Origin of the sequence: Vibrio sp. NC2 (assembly GCF_025195005.1) — a bacterium.
GTDB lineage: Bacteria > Pseudomonadota > Gammaproteobacteria > Enterobacterales > Vibrionaceae > Vibrio > Vibrio splendidus.
Genome location: NZ_JANVFC010000016.1, coordinates 13,750 through 38,728, shown reverse-complemented (window position 1 = coordinate 38,728; position 24,979 = coordinate 13,750). Strand labels below are relative to the sequence as shown.

At 45.0% G+C, this 24,979-nt stretch carries 19 protein-coding genes; 7 read left to right on the top strand and 12 right to left on the bottom strand.

Annotated elements, in window-relative coordinates:
* Positions 1–48 precede the first annotated feature (48 nt).
* The 10 genes from NX845_RS17655 to hrpB all read right to left on the bottom strand — a co-directional run bounded on the left by NX845_RS17655 (position 49) and on the right by hrpB (position 16,846).
* Positions 49–1,077 carry an ABC transporter ATP-binding protein gene (locus NX845_RS17655; RefSeq protein WP_017093920.1) on the bottom strand — a complete coding sequence of 343 codons (1,029 nt, stop codon included), beginning with the start codon at positions 1,075–1,077 and terminating at the stop codon, positions 49–51.
* Entirely contained in the window at positions 1,077–2,702 is a 1,626-nt protein-coding gene (locus NX845_RS17650) for an iron ABC transporter permease (RefSeq protein WP_017091574.1), read from the bottom strand. The genes NX845_RS17655 and NX845_RS17650 overlap by 1 nt, the downstream gene beginning before the upstream one ends.
* Positions 2,703–2,947: 245 nt before the next feature.
* Positions 2,948–3,961, bottom strand: a complete 1,014-nt coding sequence (locus tag NX845_RS17645) for a Fe(3+) ABC transporter substrate-binding protein (protein ID WP_017093921.1) — start codon at positions 3,959–3,961, stop codon at positions 2,948–2,950.
* Positions 3,962–4,258: 297 nt separating this feature from the next.
* Entirely contained in the window at positions 4,259–5,488 is a 1,230-nt protein-coding gene (locus NX845_RS17640; protein WP_017088370.1) for an ammonium transporter, read from the bottom strand.
* A gap of 27 nt (positions 5,489–5,515) precedes the next feature.
* Positions 5,516–5,854, bottom strand: a complete 339-nt coding sequence (gene glnK, locus NX845_RS17635; protein ID WP_004738200.1) for a P-II family nitrogen regulator — start codon at positions 5,852–5,854, stop codon at positions 5,516–5,518.
* 258 nt (positions 5,855–6,112) lie between these two features.
* The gene (locus NX845_RS17630) at positions 6,113–6,481 is read right to left on the bottom strand and encodes a YacL family protein (RefSeq protein WP_065682529.1); all 369 of its coding nucleotides are present in this window, start codon (positions 6,479–6,481) and stop codon (positions 6,113–6,115) included.
* 237 nt (positions 6,482–6,718) lie between these two features.
* Positions 6,719–9,307, bottom strand: a complete 2,589-nt coding sequence (gene acnB / locus NX845_RS17625; RefSeq protein ID WP_026012369.1) for a bifunctional aconitate hydratase 2/2-methylisocitrate dehydratase — start codon at positions 9,305–9,307, stop codon at positions 6,719–6,721.
* A gap of 272 nt (positions 9,308–9,579) precedes the next feature.
* A complete protein-coding gene (locus NX845_RS17620; RefSeq protein WP_017093876.1) occupies positions 9,580–11,913 on the bottom strand; it encodes a patatin-like phospholipase family protein in 2,334 nt (777 codons plus the stop codon).
* Between the two features lie 38 nt (positions 11,914–11,951).
* Complete coding sequence (mrcB, locus tag NX845_RS17615) at positions 11,952–14,351, bottom strand: penicillin-binding protein 1B (protein ID WP_017087413.1); 2,400 nt, start codon at positions 14,349–14,351, stop codon at positions 11,952–11,954.
* A complete protein-coding gene (gene hrpB, locus NX845_RS17610; protein WP_083994938.1) occupies positions 14,348–16,846 on the bottom strand; it encodes an ATP-dependent helicase HrpB in 2,499 nt (832 codons plus the stop codon). The genes mrcB and hrpB overlap by 4 nt, the downstream gene beginning before the upstream one ends.
* Positions 16,847–16,880: 34 nt before the next feature.
* Between hrpB and sfsA the strand changes: the two genes are divergently transcribed.
* The 7 genes from sfsA (at position 16,881) to panC (ending at position 23,017) form a co-directional block, all read left to right on the top strand.
* Positions 16,881–17,624 carry a DNA/RNA nuclease SfsA gene (gene sfsA / locus NX845_RS17605; protein WP_065682531.1) on the top strand — a complete coding sequence of 248 codons (744 nt, stop codon included), beginning with the start codon at positions 16,881–16,883 and terminating at the stop codon, positions 17,622–17,624.
* A gap of 135 nt (positions 17,625–17,759) precedes the next feature.
* Positions 17,760–18,206: an RNA polymerase-binding protein DksA gene (dksA, locus tag NX845_RS17600; RefSeq protein ID WP_017073117.1), complete on the top strand. Its 447-nt coding sequence runs from the start codon at positions 17,760–17,762 to the stop codon at positions 18,204–18,206.
* Positions 18,207–18,404: 198 nt separating this feature from the next.
* Positions 18,405–19,280, top strand: a complete 876-nt coding sequence (gluQRS, locus tag NX845_RS17595; RefSeq protein ID WP_102448392.1) for a tRNA glutamyl-Q(34) synthetase GluQRS — start codon at positions 18,405–18,407, stop codon at positions 19,278–19,280.
* Between the two features lie 183 nt (positions 19,281–19,463).
* Positions 19,464–20,819: a polynucleotide adenylyltransferase PcnB gene (gene pcnB, locus NX845_RS17590; RefSeq protein ID WP_004735460.1), complete on the top strand. Its 1,356-nt coding sequence runs from the start codon at positions 19,464–19,466 to the stop codon at positions 20,817–20,819.
* A complete protein-coding gene (gene folK, locus NX845_RS17585; protein WP_108214326.1) occupies positions 20,816–21,301 on the top strand; it encodes a 2-amino-4-hydroxy-6-hydroxymethyldihydropteridine diphosphokinase in 486 nt (161 codons plus the stop codon). Before pcnB ends, folK begins: the two co-directional genes overlap by 4 nt.
* 22 nt (positions 21,302–21,323) lie before the next feature.
* A complete protein-coding gene (panB, locus tag NX845_RS17580) occupies positions 21,324–22,118 on the top strand; it encodes a 3-methyl-2-oxobutanoate hydroxymethyltransferase (protein ID WP_004735458.1) in 795 nt (264 codons plus the stop codon).
* 8 nt (positions 22,119–22,126) lie between these two features.
* Entirely contained in the window at positions 22,127–23,017 is an 891-nt protein-coding gene (gene panC, locus NX845_RS17575; RefSeq protein WP_108092809.1) for a pantoate--beta-alanine ligase, read from the top strand.
* Between the two features lie 104 nt (positions 23,018–23,121).
* Here panC and NX845_RS17570 read toward each other — a convergent pair whose 3' ends face one another.
* Both NX845_RS17570 and NX845_RS17565 read right to left on the bottom strand, forming a co-directional pair.
* Complete coding sequence (locus NX845_RS17570; RefSeq protein WP_004735456.1) at positions 23,122–23,892, bottom strand: ABC transporter permease; 771 nt, start codon at positions 23,890–23,892, stop codon at positions 23,122–23,124.
* Position 23,893: 1 nt separating this feature from the next.
* Complete coding sequence (locus NX845_RS17565; protein WP_017093872.1) at positions 23,894–24,811, bottom strand: ABC transporter ATP-binding protein; 918 nt, start codon at positions 24,809–24,811, stop codon at positions 23,894–23,896.
* Between the last annotated feature and the right edge of the window lie 168 nt (positions 24,812–24,979).

Here is a 24,979-nt window from a genome sequence, read left to right as displayed (position 1 = left end):
CTTTTTTATGGTTCATCACGAATTATCGGTACTATGAGTTGTACCTAATTAGAAAGCCAATACGCCTTTGGTATCCACTTTTACGTTGACCGGCATACCAACTTCAAGCGCTTCTGACGAGGTTGCCAATAGCTTTTGACCATGTGCTTCAATAACATAACGACAGTGGTCGCCCATAAATTGCTGTTCTAGCACTGAAATAGCACTGTCTTGTTCGTAACTAGCTTGGATATGCTGTGGTCTTAAAAGAAGCTCACACGCACTGCCAAATTCAATCTCCGTTTGTGGTTTAGCTTCAACCACACCCAAGCTGGTTTCAAACTCCAGCTCTGAAATACGCTGTGCATTGAGGTAACTGCCGCCGCCCAAAAAGTCTGCAACGAACTTACTCGATGGATGGAAATAAAGCTCCGATGCCGAACCATACTGTTCAATCACACCATGGTTCATTACTGCCATCTTATCTGCAAACGCGAACGCCTCTTCACGACTGTGAGTCACAAAAATAGCTGTCACACCCTGCTTTTTAAAGATCTTACGAATCTGAGAGATCAACTCATGGCGAACCTGAGTATCGATGTTTGAGAAAGGTTCATCCAATAACAATAAATCTGGCTTGTATGCTAAAGAACGAGCAATCGCTACGCGCTGCTGTTGACCACCAGAAAGTTGATGTGGGTATCGGTCACCGAATTCATCTAAATGAACCAGCTCCAACATCTCTTGGACTTTCTCTTTCTTTTGCTGATCAGAGAGATCTCTAAGGCCAAAACCGACATTCTGGTTTACCGTCAGGTGCGGAAACAGGGCGTAATCTTGGAAAATCATACCGATGTTTCGTTGCTCTGGTGGCAACCAATTATCACCATCATCAATGGTTTGACAGTTCAAGCTCATGATTCCGCTACTTAATGGAAGCAGGCCTGCAACCGCCTTAAGCAAAGTCGTTTTTCCGCAGCCACTGGCACCAAGAAGACAAACAATTTCACCATGCTCAACTTCTAACGAGAGCGATTCCAAGATGGTTTGCGACTCATATTTACAAGTCAGATCTTTAATTGATAATGCACAACTCATTAGTGTTTCTGCTCCAAAGAACGGTTAACGATGATCAGAGGAATTAAACCCACCAACACCAATAATACAGCAGGCATTGCCGCCAACTCTAGGTGCTCATCTGAGGCATAGTTATAAACATAGGTCGCCAATGTTTCGAAGTTGAAAGGACGTAACAGCAATGCCGCATTTAGCTCTTTCATTGATTCGATAAACACCAGTAAACCTGCGATCAACGCGCCGCGTTTAATCAAAGGCAAATGGACACGACGTAACATCTGGTTGGTATTACAACCCATGGTTTTAGAAGCCATATCCAATGAAGGAGATACTTTACTCAAGCTACTTTCGATACTGCCGATCGCCACTGCAGAAAAACGCACGACCATTGCAAAGATAAGCGCAAACATGGAACCAGAGAAGATCAAACCAGGTCGTCCCCACTCCATCACTTTAGCGATGTCATTGACCAAGTGATCCATAAACAACACGGGTACCATCACGCCAATCGCTAACACGGTGCCTGGAACGGCATAGCCCATCGAAGCAATACGCATGTAAGCCTGATTTTTCTTACTTGGGCTAACACGCTGATTAAAATTCACAATCATCGCAATGATAACGCCAATAATCGCCGCGACTACTGACACATAAAGGCTGTTAATCGCATACTCTCTGAATTCAGGCGTCCAACTTTGCGCAAAGTATTTGTAGGCATAGATCATCAACTGGCCAAGAGGGAACAAGAATGCAACACACACTAATCCCCAGCACCAGAACAGTGCCAACCATTTTTTCCAACCGGACAAGTCGTAGCGAAAGTCTTCACGACTGCTGAATTGATTCTGGAACAGTTTCTGTTTACGACGGCTATAGCGCTCTGAACTCAACAGTAGGATCACGATAACCAGCATAATTGCCGATATTTTCGCTGCAGCCGTTAAACTTGAATAACCTAACCAGGTATCGTAAACCGCTGTCGTTAAGGTGTTGACTGCAAAGTAACTCACGGTACCAAAGTCACCGATGGTTTCCATTGCGACAAGCGATAGACCTACCGCCATAGAAGGACGAACAAGCGGTAAAGAAATACGACGAAAGCTTTCCCAAGGTGAACATTTTAGCAACCGAGCGGATTGCAATAAGGAGACGTTTTGCTCCATAAATGCCGCGCGGCACAACAAGTAAACATACGGATAAAGAACGAGGGACAAAACAATAATGGCACCCGATAAGGTTCTAATGTCCGGGAACCAATACTCACCGGGTCCCCACCCAGTCAGATCTCGCAGTAGCACTTGAACAGGGCCTGCAAAGTCGAACCAATCGGTAAAGATATACCCGACAATATAACCTGGCATAGCTAATGGCAGTACCAGTGCCCACTGTAAAACACGCTCACCCGGCACACGGCACATTGCCATAATCCAAGCAGACGGAATACCAAAAACTAAAGACAGGAACATGGTTCCTATGACTAAAACCACCGTATTGTAAGCATAGGTGGGCATCACTGTGGACATCAGATGAGAAAATAGCTCATCTGTTTCTCCAACAGCCGTCGTAAAAATCGCTAAGATCGGTAAAACCAGCAATACTGCAATAATGCCGCTACTGGTGTTCCATAAATAATTCTTTTCTTTCATCGCCTAACTACAACGAGGCTTAATGAAACACAAATGCATTTGCAAATACATCTCATATCCTTTTAATGGTGGGGTTATTTATACCCATATACTGTAACGACTTCAAGGTGAGATGCTAATAACTCAAGGGATCAACGACGAGCTTTGTATCAAAAAGTGATTTTCCAAAAACAAACAACCCCAAGTGACCGAAAATGGTGACTTGAGGTTGTCATTTTACTTGGGCCGAAGCCTACAGTAATAAATTAAAGATCGAACTTAACTTCATCTAATAACTTGATTGCTGCTGCGTGGTGGTCAGCGATCTGGTCTAGAGAAATTGTATCAGCTTTGAATTCACCCCATGAAGCAACAAGCTCAGAAGGTTTAACGTCTGCTTTCACTGGGTATTCGTAGTTTACTTCTGCGTACATGCTTTGCGCTGTGTTACCAGATAGGAATTCCATTAGCTTAACGGCATTCTCTTCATTTGGAGAGTATTTAGCCATTGCCATACCAGAGATATTCACGTGAGTACCTGTTGTCTCTTGGTTAGGGAAGTTAATGTAAACAGAGTCAGCCCAAGCTTTTTGCTCTTTATCGTTAACCATCTTACCTAGGTAGTAGCTGTTGCCAAGAGCAACATCACATAGACCTTCTTTAATCGCTTTAACTTGTGCGCGATCGTTACCTTGAGGCTTACGTGCTAGGTTTGCTTTTACGCCTTCTAGCCACTCTTTCGTTTCAGCTTCACCTTTGTGAGCGATCATCGAAGATACTAGAGAAACATTGTATGGGTGCTTACCGCTACGAGTACAGATTTTGCCTTTAAATTCAGGCTTAGTTAGATCTTCGTAAGTGAACTCTTCACCTAGACGACCAACACGGTCACGTGAAGAATAAACGCTACGTGTACGAGTTGTTAGAGCAAACCACTCGTTAGCAGTATCTTGGTACTGAGCAGGGATGTTCTTTTCAAGTACATCACTTTCAACAGACTGAACTAGACCTTGTTTCGTTAGTTCAGATAAACGACTGATATCGACAGTTAATACAACGTCAGCTGGGCTGTATTCACCCTCTTGAGCTAACTTCTCTGCTAAACCTTTTTTAGCAAACTTAACGTTTACTTTAATGCCAGTCTCTTTCGTGAATTCCTTGAACATAGGCTCAACTAGGAAAGGTTGACGGTAAGAGTATACGTTCACTTCTTCCGCAGCCATTGCTGTCGGGGCAATCACACTACACGCTAGAGCTGAAAGTGTTAGCAGTTTTTTCATTGTAAAATCCTTTATATCGAAATGATAATCTATATCAGTTGCGTTATTATATTCATCAGTAACATAATTACAATGATGTCCGACAAAAAATTCGTCTACTCAGCACCATCAAGCTCGCACTTTTGTAACAATGTATTTCAAGAGATATTCATATCATCTCCTATTCAAAATACTCGCTCACTCTCTCTTGAAAGATCATTGTTGCTTAGACATAAATAACAAGAAACCCCATAACCAATGGTTATGGGGTTTCTTAAACTAGCTTACTCTTTGTCTACATTAAGCTTTATTCTTTGATTACTTGACTGATACAAATTCAGGGTAAGCGCCAACACCACAATCGTGCATGTCCATACCTTCTAGTTCTTCATCTTCGGTTACACGGATACCAATTGTTGCTTTAAGCACTGCCCATACCGCTAGGCTAGCTCCGAATACCCATGCAAAGATTACTGCTGCACCCAATAGTTGAGCACCAAACGTTGCATCCGCGTTGCTTAGAGGCACAGCCATTAGACCGAAGAAGCCACATACACCGTGAACTGAGATAGCACCCACTGGATCATCAATCTTCACTTTATCTAGAGCAATGATGCTAAATACAACCAAGGCACCAGATACCGAACCAATCGCTACAGAAAATAAAGGTGATGGTGATAGAGGGTCTGCAGTGATTGCTACTAGGCCAGCTAACGCACCGTTAAGAATCATTGTTAAGTCTGCTTTACCCCAAGTTGTTTTACATACTAGTAATGCTGCGATTGCGCCTGCTGCTGCTGCTGCGTTGGTGTTAAGGAAGATCTGACCAACCGCTGTCGCGTTTTCAAAATCTGAAACCATTAGCTGAGAACCGCCGTTGAAGCCGAACCAACCAAACCATAAGATGAACGTACCTAATGTTGCTAACGGCATGTTTGAACCAGGGATTGGGTAGATTTCACCATTTTTACCGTATTTACCTCGACGAGCACCGAGTAACAATACGCCAGCAAGCGCAGCCGAAGCACCAGCCATATGTACGATACCTGAACCTGCGAAATCACTGAAGCCTGCTTCTGATAGGAAGCCACCACCCCAAGTCCAGTAACCTTCCATTGGATAGATAAACGCTGTTAGAACCACAGAGAAGATAAGGAATGACCAAAGCTTCATACGCTCAGCCACTGCGCCCGAAACGACCGACATTGCCGTTGCAACGAACACAACTTGGAAGAAGAAGTCAGATTCTAGTGAATGGTCTGCGCCTTCACCTTGAGTACCAATTAAAGTACCAAATGAAGGTAACCAACCACCTTCACCGTTATCTACGTACATAATGTTGTAGCCAACCACTAAGAAAGTCGTACAAGCAATAGCGTATAAACAGATGTTCTTAGTTAAAATTTCTGTGGTGTTCTTTGAACGAACTAGACCAGCTTCAAGCATTGCGAAGCCTGCTGCCATCCACATGACCAACGCACCTGAAATGAGGAAGAAAAAAGTGTCTAGTGCGTAACGTAGTTCCATTACTGTTGTCGTAAGTTCCATATTAAAGTCTCCAGTCCTTGTAATTCTTTAAAGTGCTTCAGCATCCATTTCACCAGTACGAATACGTACGGCTTGGCTTAGGTCATACACAAAAATTTTGCCATCACCGATTTTTCCGGTATGTGCTGCTTGGCTAATCGCTTCAACAACTCGGTCAACATTTTCAGCTTGGGTAGCAATCTCTAGCTTCACTTTTGGTAGGAAATCCACTTGGTACTCCGCACCACGATACAATTCAGTGTGTCCCTTCTGACGACCAAAGCCTTTCACTTCAGAAACAGTCATACCTTCAATACCCACATCAGAGAGCGCTTCGCGTACATCGTCTAATTTGAATGGCTTAACAATGGCATTTATTAATTTCATATTCGTTCCTTAAATTCTTACTTAATCCGTTAATTCTCTTATTACAATCCAAGTAGCGTGCCAAAAAGTTAAATCATTGATTTTAAACAACATGAAGATAATAAGTTCGTAATAACGAAAAAGGCCGCACCAATATGGTGCGGCCTTTTCACTATCTTAATGCGTTGCGCTATTGTTGCTCCAGTTTTGGGCAACCAAGCCTTCAAAGCTCTAAATGACTCAAGAATAGGGGCTAACTAGCGAGTAGAAAGTTAAACCTTAATAGCCTAAAAAGTCCATCCAGCGTTCGATAAGTCGCTCGAAATCATCGATTCCACAGCTTGCTTGGCTTTCACAGTTGTAGAAGTCAAATTCACTGCCCTCTTCCATCTCTTGCTCATGCGCTAACACGTTTTCCTGAATCGTTACGTCATCTTCATTGATAGCAAGGCTGATCTCTTTGCCAAGCAGCGTCACTTCATTACTCAGATCCTGTCGAGATTGTTCAATCAACGCCATCACGTGATCCAGTTTCTGCTTATCTTTCCCGATCTCTTCTTGAAGCCAGCGGCCAACAATTTCATGACCCATGCTGCACTTTACATAGTACTCGCTCATTAAAGTGTTTCGTGTAAATTCAAATTCCATAAAGGCTCCGCGCACTAATGACAGATAGGGTAAAAAATGAGGCGAGAGTATATAGCGAAGTCTACGAGAGATCGAGTGCGTTTAATGCTGCACTAAACCACCAATAAAAAATCAGCAAGAGCAAATCACCAAGAACGCACACAAACAAAAACGCCCTCTCGTATAGAGAAGGCGTTGTATTAGCAGCGAGTACGTTACTGCAATGCAGTAGCGACTGACTGATTATCTATAAAGCGCTTATGCAGGCTCTTGAAAGATAACTGTGTCTGCTTTTTCCGTGTACTGACCCATTTTATGGAAGTTCAGGTAACGATATGTATCAGCAGCGGTTGCATTGATCTTCTCTGCGTACTCTAAGTACTCTTCTTTCGTTGGAATACGACCAAGAATCGCACCAACAGCAGAAAGCTCAGCAGAAGCTAGGTAAACGTTCGCACCATTACCCAAACGGTTCGGGAAGTTACGTGTTGACGTCGACATAACCGTCGAAGCATCAGCAACACGAGCTTGGTTACCCATACATAGTGAACAGCCAGGAGTTTCGATACGTACCCCAGCACGACCGAAGATGCCGTAGTAGCCTTCTTCTGTCAGTTGGTCTTTATCCATCTTCGTTGGCGGAGCAACCCATAGGCGAGTATTTAGTGAGCCGTTAAACTCTTCTAACATCTTACCTGCAGCACGGAAGTGCCCAATGTTGGTCATACAAGAACCGATGAACACTTCTTGAATCTCTGTCCCTTGAACATCAGAAAGAAGACGAGCATCATCTGGATCGTTTGGCGCACATAGGATTGGTTGGTCAATATCAGCAAGATCAATCTCGATAACATGCGCGTATTCCGCATCTGAATCAGCAGATAGCAACTCAGGATTCGCTACCCACTCTTCCATTGCCGTAATACGACGCTCAATCGTACGAACATCACCGTAACCTTCAGCAATCATCCACTTAAGCATAACGATATTCGAGTTCAGGTACTCATCGATAGACTCTTGAGATAGCTTAACGGTACAACCTGCAGCTGAACGCTCAGCAGATGCATCAGAAAGCTCAAATGCTTGCTCTACAGACAGGTGTTCAACACCTTCAATTTCTAGTACACGACCAGAGAATTCGTTGATCTTACCTGCTTTCTCTACCGTTAGTAGACCTTGCTTGATACCGTAAAGCGGAATTGCATGTACTAGGTCACGTAGTGTGATACCCGGTTGCATTTCGCCTTTAAAGCGAACCAAGATAGATTCAGGCATATCAAGAGGCATAACACCTGTTGCCGCCGCAAATGCGACCAAGCCAGAACCCGCAGGGAATGAAATACCAAGAGGGAAACGAGTATGCGAGTCACCACCTGTACCTACAGTATCAGGAAGAAGCATACGGTTTAGCCATGAGTGAATAACACCATCACCCGGACGAAGTGAAACACCCGCACGGTTCATGATGAAATCAGGTAGCGTATGGTGAGTGTTTACATCAACCGGTTTAGGGTATGCAGATGTGTGACAGAAAGACTGCATTACAAGGTCTGCTGAGAAACCAAGACACGCCAGATCTTTAAGTTCATCACGAGTCATAGGACCCGTAGTATCTTGAGAACCCACTGTCGTCATTTTAGGTTCACAGTACTGACCAGCACGTACACCTTCAACACCACACGCTTTACCTACCATCTTCTGAGCTAGCGTGTAGCCTTTATCAGAAGCTAATGGATCGATTGGTTTAGCAAATAGGTCTGTTTCAGCTAGGCCTAGAGCATCACGAGCACGACCTGTTAGGCCACGACCAATGATCAGTGGAATGCGGCCACCAGCACGAACTTCGTCTAGCAAAACTTTGCCTAGTTCAAAGTTTGAAATCACAGAACCGTTCTTATGAACAACACCTTCGTACGGGTAGATATCAATGATATCGCCCATGTTCATGTCTTGTACGTTCAGTTCAATGGGTAGTGCGCCTGAATCTTCCATTGTGTTGTAGAAGATTGGTGCAATTTTACCACCAAGACAAACACCGCCAGTACGCTTGTTTGGTACGAATGGGATATCTTCGCCCATAAACCAAAGCACTGAGTTCGTTGCCGATTTACGTGAAGAACCTGTACCAACAACATCACCAACGTAAGCCAGTTGAATGCCGTCTTTTTGCATTTCTTCAATCTGTTTGATTGGACCAACGTTACCCTGTTCGTCAGGAGTAATGCCATCACGTTCCATTTTCAGCATCGCTTTCGCATGTACTGGGATATCAGGACGTGACCATGCATCAGGCGCTGGAGATAGGTCATCGGTGTTCGTTTCACCAGTGACTTTAAATACTTTAACGGTGATTTTTTCCGCTACTTTGTCTTTAGCTGTGAACCATTCAGCATCAGCCCAAGATTGAAGCACTTGTTGTGCAGAAGCATTACCTGCTTTCGCTTTCTCTTCGACATCGTAAAACGCATCGAACATCAGTAGAGTATGAGAAAGGGCTTTAACAGCGATTGGAGCAAGTTCAGCGTCATCTAGTAGAGATACTAGAGATTCGATGTTGTAACCGCCTTGCATAGTACCAAGCAGTTGTGCAGCTTTTGCTTTGCTTACTAGTGGAGATGTCACTTCACCTTTAGTGATAGCCGTAAGAAAGCCCGCTTTTACATAAGCAGCTTCATCTACACCCGGTGGAATGCGGTTTTCTAGTAGGTCAAGAATGATTTCTTCTTCACCTTGAGGTGGATTCTTCAGAAGTTCAACTAGGCCAGCTACCTGCTCAGCATCTAGTGGTTTTGGAACAACTCCCTCGGCAGCACGTTCTTCGACGTGTTTACGGTAGGCTTCAAGCACGACTTTTTTCCTCTCATTGCGGTTCACTTCTTACCTTCATAATTGTTAGTAAAATAAAGAAGTGAACATCCTTGGAAACTTGGCTCTCCATTGCCATTTTTGTCATTCAATTTGTATTGATGAGCGGCGTCATAGAGGCCAAACTGTGGGCGATAGAATAGCAAATTTAACGTTAAATTAAAATCTTATCATTTTGACCAACATAGCAAGTTAAGACGAAAGTCCCACTATTTTTGCCTAATTACGCAGTTAAACGGCTACTCTACGCATGATTATTTGTAGGAAGTACCGACAATCAAATAGACCGAATCATAGTTATCTTCAGTTCGGCCATAAGCCAAAATGATCGGTCCTATTGGCGAATCGACACCAGCAAAAACAGAACCTGCGGTGTACATTGGTGCTTCATCAATGGTTAAATCATTGTTTGACCAAACACCACCATGTTCTATGGATGCACCTACGTAGAACGGTGATTTAAAGAGGCCGAAGTCATTTTCAAACCACTTATAACGATAGATAAGGCTGGTATAGGCCAAGTTCTGACCTATCATACTATTCCTTGGAATACCTGACAGGTTTAAGAAACCGCCAAGCTCTTTGGGATCAATAGGAAAAATCGAGTTCTTACTCTCTACAATACCGTAATCAAGCTTTGCGACTAAAGTATGCTTCTCAATACTCTTTGCTGCCATGAAATTAGCCGAAAACTCATAAACCGTATCGCTTTCAGCCCCTAGATCCGGGGTATCTCCAGACGTGTTGTCCTCAAAGTCATCATGGGAAACAAGATATTCTAAATCGACAAAGTAACCTTCCGTTGGCAAACTAAAATTATCTAAAGTATCGAGCCGATAACTAATAAACCCGCCTATACGTGTATACGCTCCGTTACCAAAAGATGGTAGCGAAGAAACCTCCAAACCCCCATCAGTATAACGAGCACCAAATTTCAGTTCTTGCCACAACGTCGGTTGATAGCCTAATGCCAATTCACCGACATATTCACTATAAGTCAGTGGGACATAGTCTGTAGTCGCCTCTAATGTCGGCTCTCCAATCTCCCCCTCAACCACGGACAAGTTTCTATTTTCCTTACTGTAAACAATCGATGCAGAAGTGAACAGTTTTTGACTCGAAAAGAAGGGCGAGTAAAGTTCCGCTTCAATTCGTTTGTCAGTACCCATCTCGACGTTAGTTCTTAGCTCTGCACCATGCTTATTAATATCGGTAAAGTTGGCTGAGACACCGATCGAGTACTGACTAGTAGTAGAGAAATCATCTTCAAGAAAGAATCGAAAGTTGAGGTAGTTTGGGCCCCAAGACTTTTCGTTCACATCGACTTGAAGTTGGTCTTCACCGTCAACGTTGTCAAATTCATAAGTGACCAACTCAAATCTATCCAGTGCATAGAGATCTTTCACTTTAGATTCGATTTCACTGGTTTTCAAAACCTCACCAGAATCAAGGTTTAAGCGGTTTTCGATCAACTTATCTGAATAGTGGGTGTTGTTGTTGATGACCACCCTATCGACGACAGTTTGATCGCCATGTTTCAGCTGCTTTCGAGCTTGTTGCTTATGCTCGATATACTTCTGATAGTCCGCGTTAGAAAGTGACAGCTTAGAAAGCTCATCAGTATGCTGCTTAGCGGCTTCATAGCCCGCGAGGAAAGCCGATGGCATTTTATCAAAGTCAGTCGTCTCCATTTGCCCAACATCAGGACGTAGGAAAACATCATCATCCGTCAGTGTTTCAGCTTGCTCTTGAGTGCTGCGTTGGACCAGATAATTAGAGAGTTGATCAGCTGCCGCTAGAAAATTCGTGAAATCTTCTTTGCCTTTGTAATTGGTACTGATATCCACCGCAATGACAATGTCCGCGCCCATCGCTCTGGCAACGTCGACTGGCATATTATTGGTGACACCACCATCAACCAGCATTCGGCCATCTAATTCATAAGGGGGAAGCGCGCCGGGAACTGACATACTGGCCATCATCGCATCAACAAGGTGACCATGGTCGATGACCACTTCTTCAAGCTCAATAATGTCGGTTGCGACTGAACGGTAGGGAATAGCAAGATGGTCAAAAGAGTCGAGTGGAGATAGGTTACCTGTGGTCTCACGCAGAATACGCAACATGTTCTGACCTTGAACCACACCTTTCCTAGCTTTGATTTCGCCCCAACCTAAACCGAGATCGGTGTTCAGTTGGTAACGGTCTTCATATTCTTTGTCACGTACTCGGCGATCACTACGGTTAACACGATCACGGTAGCCGCGATTCCAATCAACCGTATAAATAAAACTTTCAATCTCATCAGCACTCATCCCTGTCGCATAAAGCCCACCAACGTAAGAACCCATGCTAGTACCAGTAATGTAATCGACCGGAATTTGCATCTCTTCTAGCGCTTTAAGTACACCAATGTGAGCCGCTCCTTTGGCTCCTCCACCAGCAAGCACAACAGCAACGGTTGGTCTTTTATGAGCTTGTCCAGCTTGCTGAGATTGTTCCACCGGTGTCACAGTAGATGCAAACAGCTGAAAACTGATCACAGTACCGACAATGCCTAAGCTGCTCACTATCCAACGAGAAATCATTCTTTAAACTATCCTTGTCATTCTTTTCTTTTACGACTTTACCACTGAAAAAGCTTTTTTAGCCACTGTTTTGGTTGACTTTCACAACCCTTTTTAATGTTTCCATTCTCATCCCATACCGGCAGTTTAACCGTACCGTCACAGTCAAACTCTAAAGCCCCTTGAGAAGTTCGAGTAAAACTTGCCGTCGTAATGCCATTCGGCCAAGGCAACAGTAACTGCTCTGGAGTTCGATGTTTCAGATAATCGGCATAGACACGTAGCGCACCACTAGAGCCCGTGAGTTTAGTCGGCTTATTATCATCGCGCCCTAGCCAGATGGTAGTGACTTCGCGACCATCAACACCCACGAACCAACTGTCTCGGCTGTCATTACTGGTTCCCGTTTTACCCGCTAATCCTGCCCATGCAAACTGACCTTGCAGGAAACGCCCCGTACCTTCAGACACACCACGTTTCATGGCATAAGTTGTCAACCAAGCTGCTTGCTGGTCAACGCTTTGTGATACACGAGGGATCGACTGATATAGAACCTCACCATCGTTATCAACAACTGAACGAAGCGCAGACAAAGGTGCGATACGGCCAGAGTTGGTGATGGTTTGGTACATCTGCGCTACCTGAAATGGGGTCAATGAGAATGAACCCAAAAACATCGATGGCACTGGACGAATTTCGTTTTTATCGACACCCAGTTTTCCAATCGTATCCGAAACGCTATCAATACCTAACTGCATGCCCAAACGAACCGTTGGTACGTTGTAAGACTTAGAAAGCGCCACATACAAGGGCACATCGCCACGGAACTTACGATCGAAGTTTCTTGGGCTCCACACGCTGCCTTTACTGCCTTTCAAGCTCAGTGGCGTGTCCTTCAATGTTGTCGCCAACGTGTACTTCTGGGGTTGATCTAGTGCGGTTAAGTAGATTGCAGGCTTAACCAAGGAACCAATAGGACGACTCGCATTCAAAGCACGGTTAAAGCCATCGTAGCCAGTACGCTTACCACCAACCATCGCACGAATTTCACCAGTATTTCTATCCACGGCAATAGCAGCAGCCTCGAGCTTGTTACCTGCCGTTTTAGATAAATCAGGCACCTTACGAGCAATCGACTTCTCTAGCTTGTCTTGGGACACCGGATCCAGAGAGGTAAAGACTCGAATGCCTTTCTGTGCTTCAAATCGGTCACCGACATATCTCTTAAGCTCAATGTTTACTTGCTGGAAGTAAGCGGGCTGACGGCTCGCTATACGTGGGTTATCTTGAATATCCAAGTCTCGGCTTGCGGCTTCTTCGTACTGTTTCGGCGTCAATATGTCTTGTTGCATCAGCAAACGTAGAACCAAATCACGTCGAGTCTTAGCTCGCTCAGGGTAACGAACCGGGTTGTAATACGAAGGTCCTTTGACCATGCCGACCAGCAGTGCTAGTTGATCGATTCGGAGTTCTTGAATCGGTTGCCCGAAGTACAAGCGAGATGCTAACCCAAAGCCATGAATCGCTTGCCCACCATTTTGCCCAAGATAAACCTCGTTTAAGTAGGCTTCTAAGATGCGGTCTTTGCTGTAACGATGATCCAAGATAAGTGCAATATAGGCTTCGCGAACCTTACGCCATAATGTGCGCTCGCTAGATAAGAACAGGTTTTTTGCCAATTGTTGCGTCAACGTACTGCCACCTTGTACGGTTCGCCCTGCTTTTACATTGACCACCATCGCACGAGCGATTGCCAGTGGCGATACCCCATCGTGCTGATAGAAATTTCGGTCTTCGGTTGCCAGCAATGCATCAACCATCACCTCAGGGAACTGATTACGTTTTAAGAACAGACGCTGCTCATCGCTGCTTTTTTCAAGCATGCCAAGCATTTTCGGTTCAACACGCAGATACCCCATGTCGCCTTTCTTCTCTAGCGACTGAATACGAGTTAACTCGTTACCGTTGAAATGCAGCATCACATGACGATCCGCTTCCGGTCCATCGACAAACTCGAACGGGCGACGAATCATTTCAATCTTGGTTGAAGAAGAAGAGTATTCGCCTGGGTGACGAGGAGCGTTCACCTTACGATAATTGAGTACATCCAGCTCATTCTTAACCTGCACCAAACTCACCTGAGTTCCCGGAGACAGGTCCAGCACTCGCGCATAAACCACGGTTGGCAAATCAAACAACTGACCTTCAAAACGCTGCTTGACCACGGAATCAAGATAAATACCGACGAACAACAGCAATGCAGCAAGTGCCAAGCCTGCTTTCCAAGAAATGCCCCACAGGATCTTCAACCAACCTCTCTTGCCAGACGGCTTAGCTTTAGGTTTAGTCTTTTTTGCTGCTGCTCTTGGCTTTCTAGGCTTGGCTTTGGTCGCTGGTGACTTCTTTGCTGGCGCTTTTTTAGGTGGTGCCTTTTTGGGCGTTAACATTTTGGTCATCATCGATTCAACTGTCGTTTGGTTTTAGTGGTTGCTACATGGTTAGCAGGGTCATCTGGCCAAGGATGTTTTGGGTAACGGCCTTTCATTTCTTTTTGTACTTCTTTGTACGCGCCAGCCCAAAAGCCAGCTAAATCTTGAGTAATTTGTAGTGGTCGTTGTGCTGGAGAAAGTAGCTCAAGCACCACTTTTTTACGCCCTTGCGCGATCAATGGCGAGTCTCGTTCACCAAAGACTTCCTGCATTCGTACTGAGATCACTGGCTCAGACTGATACTGGTAGCGAATTGCTTTTTTACTGCCCGTCGGCATCAGATAGTCGGTAGGCAGCCATTGATCAATTTCTTGATTCAACGGCCAACCAAGGTATGCCGACAGTGCTTGTTCAATCGATACATTCGACAACCCTTTAGCAGACTTAATGCCATTTAAATACGGCGACAGCCACTCATCAAGATGTTCAACTAAACTCGCCTCATCCATCGCTGGCCAATCATGCTCAGGCATCCAAAGTTCTGCACAGCGTACCCGCTCAACCAGTTGTTTAGCCGAAGGGGTCCAATGTAAGCGATCCAACCCGCATCGAGCGATATAATTGAGTAGCGCTTGGCTCGCCTGATTCGCATCAGGCTCTGGTAAAGCTTTGGTGCTGATAATCAACTTGCCCAAAGACACTCGCTGCTCGGCCACTAAGCGGCCACGTTTTTCATCCCAATCGGCGTAATCTGAACGCACAAGCAGTTTTGGGAATTCAACTTCTAGCTGCGAAATATCAACGGCGGTGGCTAAGAAAATCTGACTGGCTCGCCCTGTGCTGCGCATCAAATCAATCACTACGATATAGTCATTGTTCGCCAATGAATCATCGTCACGAACCTCAGCCCCGTGGCCATTCGCAAGAAGGAAAGCACTGCTGGTTGCGCTTCTCACTTGTGCAATTCGGTCTGGGAAGGCAAAACAAAGCACTAATGGTAGCAATGATTCGTCAACTTGTGACAAATCTAAGTGATGTTTGAGTTTGCTCGCGAGACTTTTCGCTCGCTGCATCACAACGCTATTTTTTGAGTGTTTTCTTTGCTTCAGTCGATGCAACGAATGCTGAATATCCGTCACATTGCGCTCTGGCTCTTCAAGTAAAGCGGCAGCAACAATCGCGACATTCAGTAGCTCTTGGCTGCTTTGCTGCGCTTTAACCAACATACTGGCGATGCGAGGTTCAATTCCTAAGCGTTGAGCCTGTTTTCCTAGTGCCGTAAATTGACCATTACCGTCTAACAGTTCCAGGTTTTGTAAGAGTTGCTTAGCTTGTTCTGTTGAAGCTTTCGGTGGAATGTCTAACCATTGCAATTCATCAGCACTTGCGGCTCCCCATTGTGTCAATTCAGACACCAACGAAGACAAATCAGAATGAAGAATCTCAGGTTCTGGCACAGCAGGTTGCTGCATCAACTGTGTTTCACTGTACAAGCGAACACACAAGCCCTCTTCGATTCGCCCAGCACGACCCGCTCTTTGTTCAGCTGAAGATTGCGAGATTTTCACTTGCTCCAGCTTAGTAATACCGGTTTTCAGATCGAACTTTGCCACACGTTCAAGCCCGGAATCGACCACCAGTCGAATGCCCTCAATCGTTAAAGAAGTCTCAGCAATATTGGTCGCTAACACCACTTTTCGACGCCCTTTCTCTGATGGCGCAATCGCTTTTTGTTGTTGAGGAAAGCTGAGCTGACCGTACAAAGGACACACATCGATATCGCTGGCGAGTTGTTCTAGTTGAGATTCGACTTGTTTTATCGCCGAGACACCCGGCAAGAAAGCCAAAAGTGAGCCTGACTGTTTCTCCATCAGAGAACGAATTACGTTGGCCATCTTAGGAGCTAAATATTCATTCGAGCCTAATGGCTGATAACGGAAGTCGACCGGGAAAGTTCGCCCTTGTGATTCAACATACTTGGCATCAGGCAACAAAGATTGCAGCGCGTGTTGATCTAAGGTTGCCGACATCACCACCACTTTTAGATCATCACGCAGTGCTTCTTGGATCTCCAAACTAAAGGCCAGCGCGGTATCTGCATGGATACTGCGCTCGTGGAACTCATCAAAGATCACCATATCAACCCCAGTCAATTCAGGGTCGGTTTGGATCATTCTCGTCATAATCCCTTCGGTTACGATTTCCAAGCGAGTCGCATTGCTGGTTTTAGATTCACCACGAACTCTAAAACCTATGCTCTCTCCCACTTTTTCTCCCAATTGGCTGGCTAAGTAAGTTGCGATATTCCTTGCCGCCAAACGCCTCGGTTCAAGCATAATGATTTTGCCTTGAACGGCGTTGGTCTTAACTAACTGTAAAGGGAAGAATGTTGACTTACCCGCACCGGGAGCGGCCTTTAGAATAAGTTGAGTGTGTGTTTCTACGCCAGCGAGCAGATCTGGCATCACAGCTTCTATGGGCAGTTGTGGCAATGGGAGAACCTTGTGGTGTAATGTTGGCAACATTGTACATAAAAACCTACCTGTCTAAATAAGTAATATGCACTTCAATCCTCCATTAGAGCCAGCGACTCTTATTAAACGCTATAAACGTTTTCTCACTGACATCCAACTTCCAGACGGCAGCGAACGTACTATTCATTGCGCTAACACTGGAGCAATGACGGGATGTGCGACCCCTGGCAATACGGTGTGGTACTCAACCTCAGATAATGTAAAAAGAAAATACCCAAACAGCTGGGAGATCTCAGAAACAGACAAAGGTCACCGTATTTGTGTAAATACTGCGCGAGCAAACCAGTTGGCAGTGGAAGCAATTGAAAATAATACTATAGTTGAACTCTTAGGCTATAACGCGTTACGAACCGAAGTGAAATATGGCAGTGAGAATAGTCGAATTGATATTCTGCTTGAAGATAACGAAAAGCCGCCTTGCTATATCGAAGTAAAAAGCGTCACTTTGCTCGACGAACAACAAACGTCCACTAAGCAAAAAACGTCAACCAAAGGACAAGGCTTTTTCCCTGATGCGGTCACCACTAGAGGCCAGAAACATCTGCGTGAACTCACAGAAATGGTCGAATCTGGAAATAGAGCCGTACTTTTATTCACTGTTTTGCATTCAGGTATTGAAAAAGTGTCTGCGGCACACCATATAGACGCCAAATATTCGTTATTACTTAAACAAGCACAAGACGCTGGTGTTGAAGTGCTTTGCTATAAAGCAGAGCTCAGCAGTACTCAAATACAACTAAAACAAGCTGTTGAATTTATCAATAGCTAAGCAAAAATGCTGAACTATTCACATTGATTGCAAGTTTGAACAAGAGTATTTGCCACCATTCGTTCTTTCTGCTATAGATACCCGCCTTAAAATTAGCTGCTTTGCAGTTGACTAGGTGTAAATAGGAGATGCTGTATGCCAGAATCTAAGAAAAAAGCGCTAGGCATCCTAGCCATCGCAGGTGTTGAACCGTACCAAGCAAAGCCAGGTGAAGAATACATGTCACCTGAGCAAACGGAACATTTTACAAAAATTTTAGCAGCTTGGCGCAACCAGCTCAGGGAAGAAGTTGATCGTACTGTGCACCACATGCAGGACGAAGCAGCAAATTTCCCAGACCCAGTTGACCGTGCTTCTCAAGAAGAAGAATTCAGCCTAGAGTTACGTAACCGTGACCGTGAGCGCCGTCTTATCAAGAAAATTGAGAAGACACTAGACAAGATCGAAGAAGACGATTTCGGCTTCTGTGACTCTTGCGGTGTCGAGATTGGCATTCGTCGTCTTGAAGCTCGTCCAACTGCTGACCTTTGTATTGACTGTAAAACACTTGCAGAGATCAAAGAGAAACAGATGCAAGGTTAATTCTTGCGGATGTAAAAAAGGGAGCTTTGGCTCCCTTTTTTGTTTGTTATCCAAGCTGAATATTTCAATATTTTGCTAGAAAATCAACAGCTTTGGCTTGTTTGTACGTATTAATACGATGACTAAACGAACCAAAGCAATAGATAAACGTCTTAAGAATCGGCTACTGCGGTACCATCAAGATTAGGTTTTTCACTTATGAATTATATCGGGCGCTTTGCACCATCACCGTCAGGTCCTCTTCATTTTGGATCACTAGTTGCAGCTCTTGGTAGCTACTTTCAAGCGAAATCAAACCAAGGACAATGGTTAGTTCGCATGGAAGACCTCGACCCACCAAGAGAAATGGCCGGCGCTGCAGACCTCATTCTTAAGACGCTTGAGGCTTACCACCTATTTTGGGATGGCGAAGTCGTCTACCAAAGCCAACGCCATGACCTTTACCAAGCTCAAATTGATCAATGGGTCGCTGACAAGCAAGCCTATTACTGTCAATGCACACGCAAGCAGATAAAGTCTCTGGGTGGGTTTTATAATGGTCACTGCCGAAACGCAGGTTTGATTGATTCAGGCGAACAAGCCGTGCGCTTGTGCATGGACTTTCCAGTCGAGTCTTTTGACGATGTTCGTCACGGCACGATTCAAATCCCTAAAGCATTGGCTGAAGAAGATTTTATTATCAAACGCAGAGATGGATTGTTTGCCTATAACTTGGCGGTTGTCCTTGATGACATCGAGCAAGGGGTAACAGAAGTCGTAAGAGGCGCAGACCTGATAGAACCTACAGGTCGACAAATCAGTTTGTATAAGACACTCAAGCAAAAAACCGTGAGTTACTTGCACTTACCATTGGCAACCGATGGCTTGGGGAATAAACTGTCAAAACAGAACCATGCCACCGCGATCGATCTCGACAACCCAAAACCAACGCTGCTCGACGCTATGCGATTCTTAGGTTTTGGTATCCCGCATGCCCTCTGTGAGGCTTCAATGGATGAGATTTTGTTATGGGGAACTCAGCAATGGAACGTCAGTCAGTTACCTGATAGTTTACAAAAAGAGCACAGCGATTAGCTCAAAACTAACGGCAAATAGCAAAAACGACACATAAAAATGCCATAACCAACAGCAGTGGTTAAGCAGACGATGTTCTCAAATGGCTCGCGCTAAGCTATCATTAGCCGCAATTAAACTCTGCACTACCACTTTGGACTAAGAGAAAAACAAAGTTGGCGATACCTACTTTGTTCTAAACTAATGAATACAAACGACAATACCCCAAGCGAACAACGCGGATTCCACGAATTAGCTCTGAATATATATACTCGTCAAGAGCACAATATTTCACGCAAGCAGATCAGCGACAACGCACTAAAAGTGCTATATCGCCTGAATGGTGCGGGTTTTGACGCATTTCTAGTCGGTGGTGGTGTTCGCGATATCTTATTAGGCTCACAGCCAAAAGATTTTGATATTGCGACCAACGCAACACCAGAGCAAATCAAAAACCTCTTCAGAAACTGTCGCCTTATCGGTCGCCGTTTCCGCTTAGCACATATCATGTTTGGTCGTGACATCATTGAAGTGGCAACTTTCCGTGGCCACCACCAAGAGCCATCGAAAAACGTATCTGCGCAATCTGATGAAGGCATGCTGCTACGCGATAACGTGTACGGCAATGTTGATGAAGATGCAGAGCGTCGTGACTTCACTATTAATGCGATGTACTACAACATTGCAGACTACAGCATTCACGATTACGCGGGTGGTGTGGAAGATTTAGAAGACAAGCTGATCCGCTTAATTGGCGATCCAGAAACTCGCTACCGTGAAGATCCGGTACGTATGCTTCGCGCAATGCGTTTCGCCGCTAAACTGGATTTCGATATTGAAGAAGACACAGCAGACCCTATCGAAGAACTGGCACACCTGCTAAAAGATATCCCAGCAGCGCGCCTTTACGAAGAGTCTCTGAAATTACTTCAATCAGGTCACGGTTTAGAAACCTATCACCTAATGCGTGAATACAATCTGTTCCAACAGATGTTCCCTGCAATTGCAGAGCACTTCACTGAAGGTTACGACTCTCATACAGAGCAGATGCTTGACTTAGTACTCGACTCAACCGATCTTCGCATAGAAGATGGCAAGCGAGTAAACCCTGCATTCATGTTTGCAGCGATTCTTTGGTACCCAATGAACAAGCTCGCAGACAAGCTTGTCGCTGAACAGGGTATGGCGCATTACGATGCGATCATGGAAGCGAGCAACATCATTCTTGACCAGCAAGTTAAGTCTATTGCTATTCCTCGTCGTCACACGGCGACCGTTCGTGAAGTTTGGCAACTGCAATTGCGACTGCCTCGTCGTAACGGTAAACGTGCTGTTCGTCTTATGGAACTGAATAAGTTCCGTGCTGGTTACGACTTCTTAGAAATGCGTGGCGAGATTGAGGGTGGCGAAACCAAAGAACTAGCAAAATGGTGGGAGCGTTATCAGACCGCAGGCCGCAACATGCGCCAAGCGATGGCTAACGACGTTGCAGCACCATCAAAGTCAGGCCATCGTCGCCGTAAGACTTACCGAAACAAAAAGAGTAAGCAGTCCGAATGATAACGGCTTATATTGCGGTCGGCAGCAACCTTGCCGACCCAGTTAGCCAAGCAAACTTGGCTATCGAAACGCTAAAAAGCCTACCGCGAACAACGTTTATTGCGACCTCTCAGCTATATAGTAGCACTCCAATGGGGCCGCAAAACCAACCTGACTACATCAACGCGGTAGTAGCAATCCAAACCGAATTAACGCCAATTGAACTGCTTGATTGCACTCAAAAGATCGAGCTAGAGCAAGGGCGCGTCCGTAAAGACGAGCGTTGGGGGCCAAGAACTTTGGATCTCGACATTGTGTTATACGGCAATGAGGTGATCGATTCAGAGCGCTTAATCGTTCCTCATTACGGAATGAAAGAACGAGAGTTTGTACTTTACCCGCTTGCTGAAATCGCACCAAGTTTACAACTCCCTGATGGGACTGAGCTGACAGAACTACTCAAAATAGTTGATAAGAACGGGCTCAATGTTTGGCAACAATAGCCAAGCGCATTAAGGAAAACCAATGAAAAAAGTAACCATTAACGACCTGATCAAATGCAAACGTGAAGGCCGTAAATTCGCGACGTCGACAGCTTATGATGCGAGCTTTGCTCAGTTATTCGAAAGCCAAGAAATGCCAGTTCTGCTTGTCGGTGACTCACTGGGTATGGTTCTACAAGGCCATAACGACACATTACCAGTAACCGTTGAAGACATTGCTTACCATACTCGCTCAGTGCGCGCAGGTAGCCCAAACTGTCTTCTTATGGCTGACATGCCTTTCATGAGCTACGCAACGCCAGAGCAAGCCTGTGAGAGCGCAGCAACCTTGATGCGTGCTGGTGCGAACATGGTAAAAATCGAAGGCGGAAGCTGGTTGGTTGATACTGTGAAGATGCTAACAGAACGTGCAGTACCAGTATGTGCACACTTAGGCTTAACGCCTCAGTCTGTGAACATTTTTGGTGGTTACAAAGTGCAAGGTCGTGACGACGAGCAAGCCGACAAAATGGTTGCTGACGCTCTAGCACTGCAAAACGCAGGTGCTCAAATCGTTCTCCTTGAATGTGTGCCCGCTTCATTGGCAAAACGAATTACAGAAGCTTGTGACGTACCCGTTATCGGTATCGGCGCAGGTAATGTTACCGATGGTCAGATCTTGGTTATGCATGACATGTTCGGTATTTCTGCGAACTACATGCCGAAATTCTCTAAGAATTTCCTAGCTGAAACAGGTGATATGCGTAAAGCCGTCGCTCTATACAAAGAAGAAGTAGAGAGCGCACGTTTCCCTGATGATGCTCATACAATCGCTTAGGAGTAACTATGCAAACTTTTGCTGAAATAGCGGCTCTTCGTGAGCAGATTAAACAGTTCAAGCGAGATGGACGTACGGTTGCTTTTGTCCCGACAATGGGAAACCTGCATGAAGGTCACCTGACTCTGGTCAAGAAAGCTCGTGAACTGGCTGATATTGTTGTGGTAAGCATCTTTGTTAACCCAATGCAGTTTGATCGTACTGATGACTTGAACAACTATCCTCGTACGTTAGAAGCTGATTTAAGTAGGTTAACAGCCGAAGGTGTTGAGCTCGTGTTTACACCAACACCAGAAGTCATGTATCCAGATGGATTAGATAAACAGACGTTTGTTGAAGTTCCAGGCATATCTCACATGCTTGAAGGCGCGTCTCGTCCAGGTCACTTCCGCGGCGTATCAACGATTGTCGCTAAACTGTTTAATATCGTTCAGCCAAACTTTGCATGCTTCGGTGAGAAAGACTTTCAGCAACTTGCTGTTATTCGCCAGATGACAACAGATTTAGCGTTAGACATTGAAGTTGTCGGCGTAGCGACCGTTCGTGAAATGGATGGCTTGGCAATGAGCTCTCGCAATAGCAACCTAACTATTGACGAGCGTCAACGAGCTCCAGTTCTAGCGCGCACTATGCGTTGGATCAGCAGCGCTATTCGTGGTGGCCGCGATGATTACGCGTCAGTGATTGAAGATGCGACAGACCAGCTACGCGCAGCTGACTTACAACCAGATGAGATCTTTATCTGTGATGCGAAAACGCTGCAAGCGATCACGTCAGAAACGACTCAAGCTGTGATTCTGATGTCAGCTTTCCTAGGTAAGACGCGTCTTATCGATAACCAAGTTCTAGATTTGGTTACGGAAACAAAAGAAGAATTAAAAGAAGAAACGGCTGAATAGTCGGCTTCTGCTCTTAACGCAAAACAAAAACACCAAACGCAAAACATAAAAAGGTCGATGTTATATCGACCTTTTCTTTACCTGTTACTTAGATTAACCAAAGGTTAACTACGTAAGCCAATCCCCTTAGTCACTAGGTAGTGTGCAACGCCATACAGCGCTACGATAAACACACCCAATACACCGAACGAGGTTACAATACCCACATCAGACACGCCCAAGAAGCCATATCTGAACGCGTTAACCATGTACACAATTGGGTTCAGTTTCGACACACCTTGCCAAAATTCAGGCAATAGACTGATCGAGTAAAACACACCACCAAGGTACGTCAGCGGCGTTAAAATAAAGGTCGGGATAATAGAGATATCGTCAAACGTGCGTGCAAATACAGCGTTGATTAAGCCACCCAGAGCGAACACAACCGACGTTAGAAATACTGTCGCAATAATCACGCCCCAATGGTCAACTTGCAGGTCGACAAAGAAAAGCGATACGAAGGTGACTATGGTACCCACTAACAAGCCACGCACCACACCGCCCATTACGAAACCAGCAATGATCACGTAGTTAGGGACTGGCGCTACAAGCAGCTCTTCAATGTTCTTCTGGAATTTGGCACTAAAAAACGACGAAGCAACGTTGGAATATGAGTTAGTGATCACCGACATCATGATCAGGCCGGGAACAATGTATTCCATGTAACTAAAGCCGTTCATTTCACCAATACGCGCACCAATCAAGTTGCCAAAGATGATGAAATACAGCGTCATGGTAATCGCTGGCGGGACAAGCGTTTGCACCCAGATACGAGTAAAGCGATTGATCTCTTTGGTCAACAAGCTACAGAAAGCGGTCCAATATAGGCTGTACATATTATTTACTCCCCTCACGGACAATACTCACAAATAGCTCTTCTAAACGGTTTGCTTTGTTACGCATAGAGAGGACTTTCACCTGCTGTTCACTCAATTGAGCAAAGATGGTATTCAAACCTAGGTTCTTGTCGATTTCGATTTCTAGCGAACCATTAACCATCACTTGGCTATTCACACCTTCAAGTTTAGGTTCAGTGGCGCCCTCTTCCAGATCAAGAATAAAGGTCTCTGCACTCAACTTACCCAGCAGCGACTTCATTGTTGTATTCTCAATCAGCTCACCACGGTTAATGATACCGATATTACGACACAGCATTTCCGCTTCTTCTAGGTAGTGCGTCGTCAAGATAATGGTAATGCCCTGCTTCTCATTGATCTCTTTCAGGAACCCCCACATTGAACGACGCAGTTCAATATCAACGCCCGCCGTTGGCTCATCAAGAATCAACAAATGAGGCTCATGCATCAGTGCACGTGCGATCATCAAGCGACGCTTCATACCACCAGACAAGTTACGTGCACGTTCGCTACGCTTTTCCCACAAATCGAGCTGAGATAAGTATTTTTTCGCTCGCTCTTTCGCCAGTGCTTTTGGCACACCGTAATAACCCGCTTGTTGTAGTACGATCTGCTCAACGGTTTCGAACGGGTTAAAGTTAAACTCTTGAGGCACTAGACCTAAGTTCTGTTTCGCCAACTCCAGATCGGTATCAATGTCGTAGCCGAACACTTTAACCTTGCCTGAAGTTTTGTTAACCAGTGAAGAGATAACACCAATGGTGGTTGATTTACCTGCACCATTTGGACCAAGCAGAGCGTAAAAATCGCCTTTTTCTACTTGTAAACTAACGCCTTTAAGAGCCTCAAAGCCCCCTGCATAAGTTTTTCTTAATTGCTCAATTTCTAATGCATACATAGAGATAGACTGCCATTTGCTATAGATAAGATGTTGATGACCGGGCTTGAGGAAGAGAGTAATGCTTAAAACGAGTTAGCAGAAAACTAACCCAAACTTGTTTACTCGGCCATTTTGCAAACAAGTTTATCGTTGATTAACGATTAATACAAATACCGAGTGAGGGTT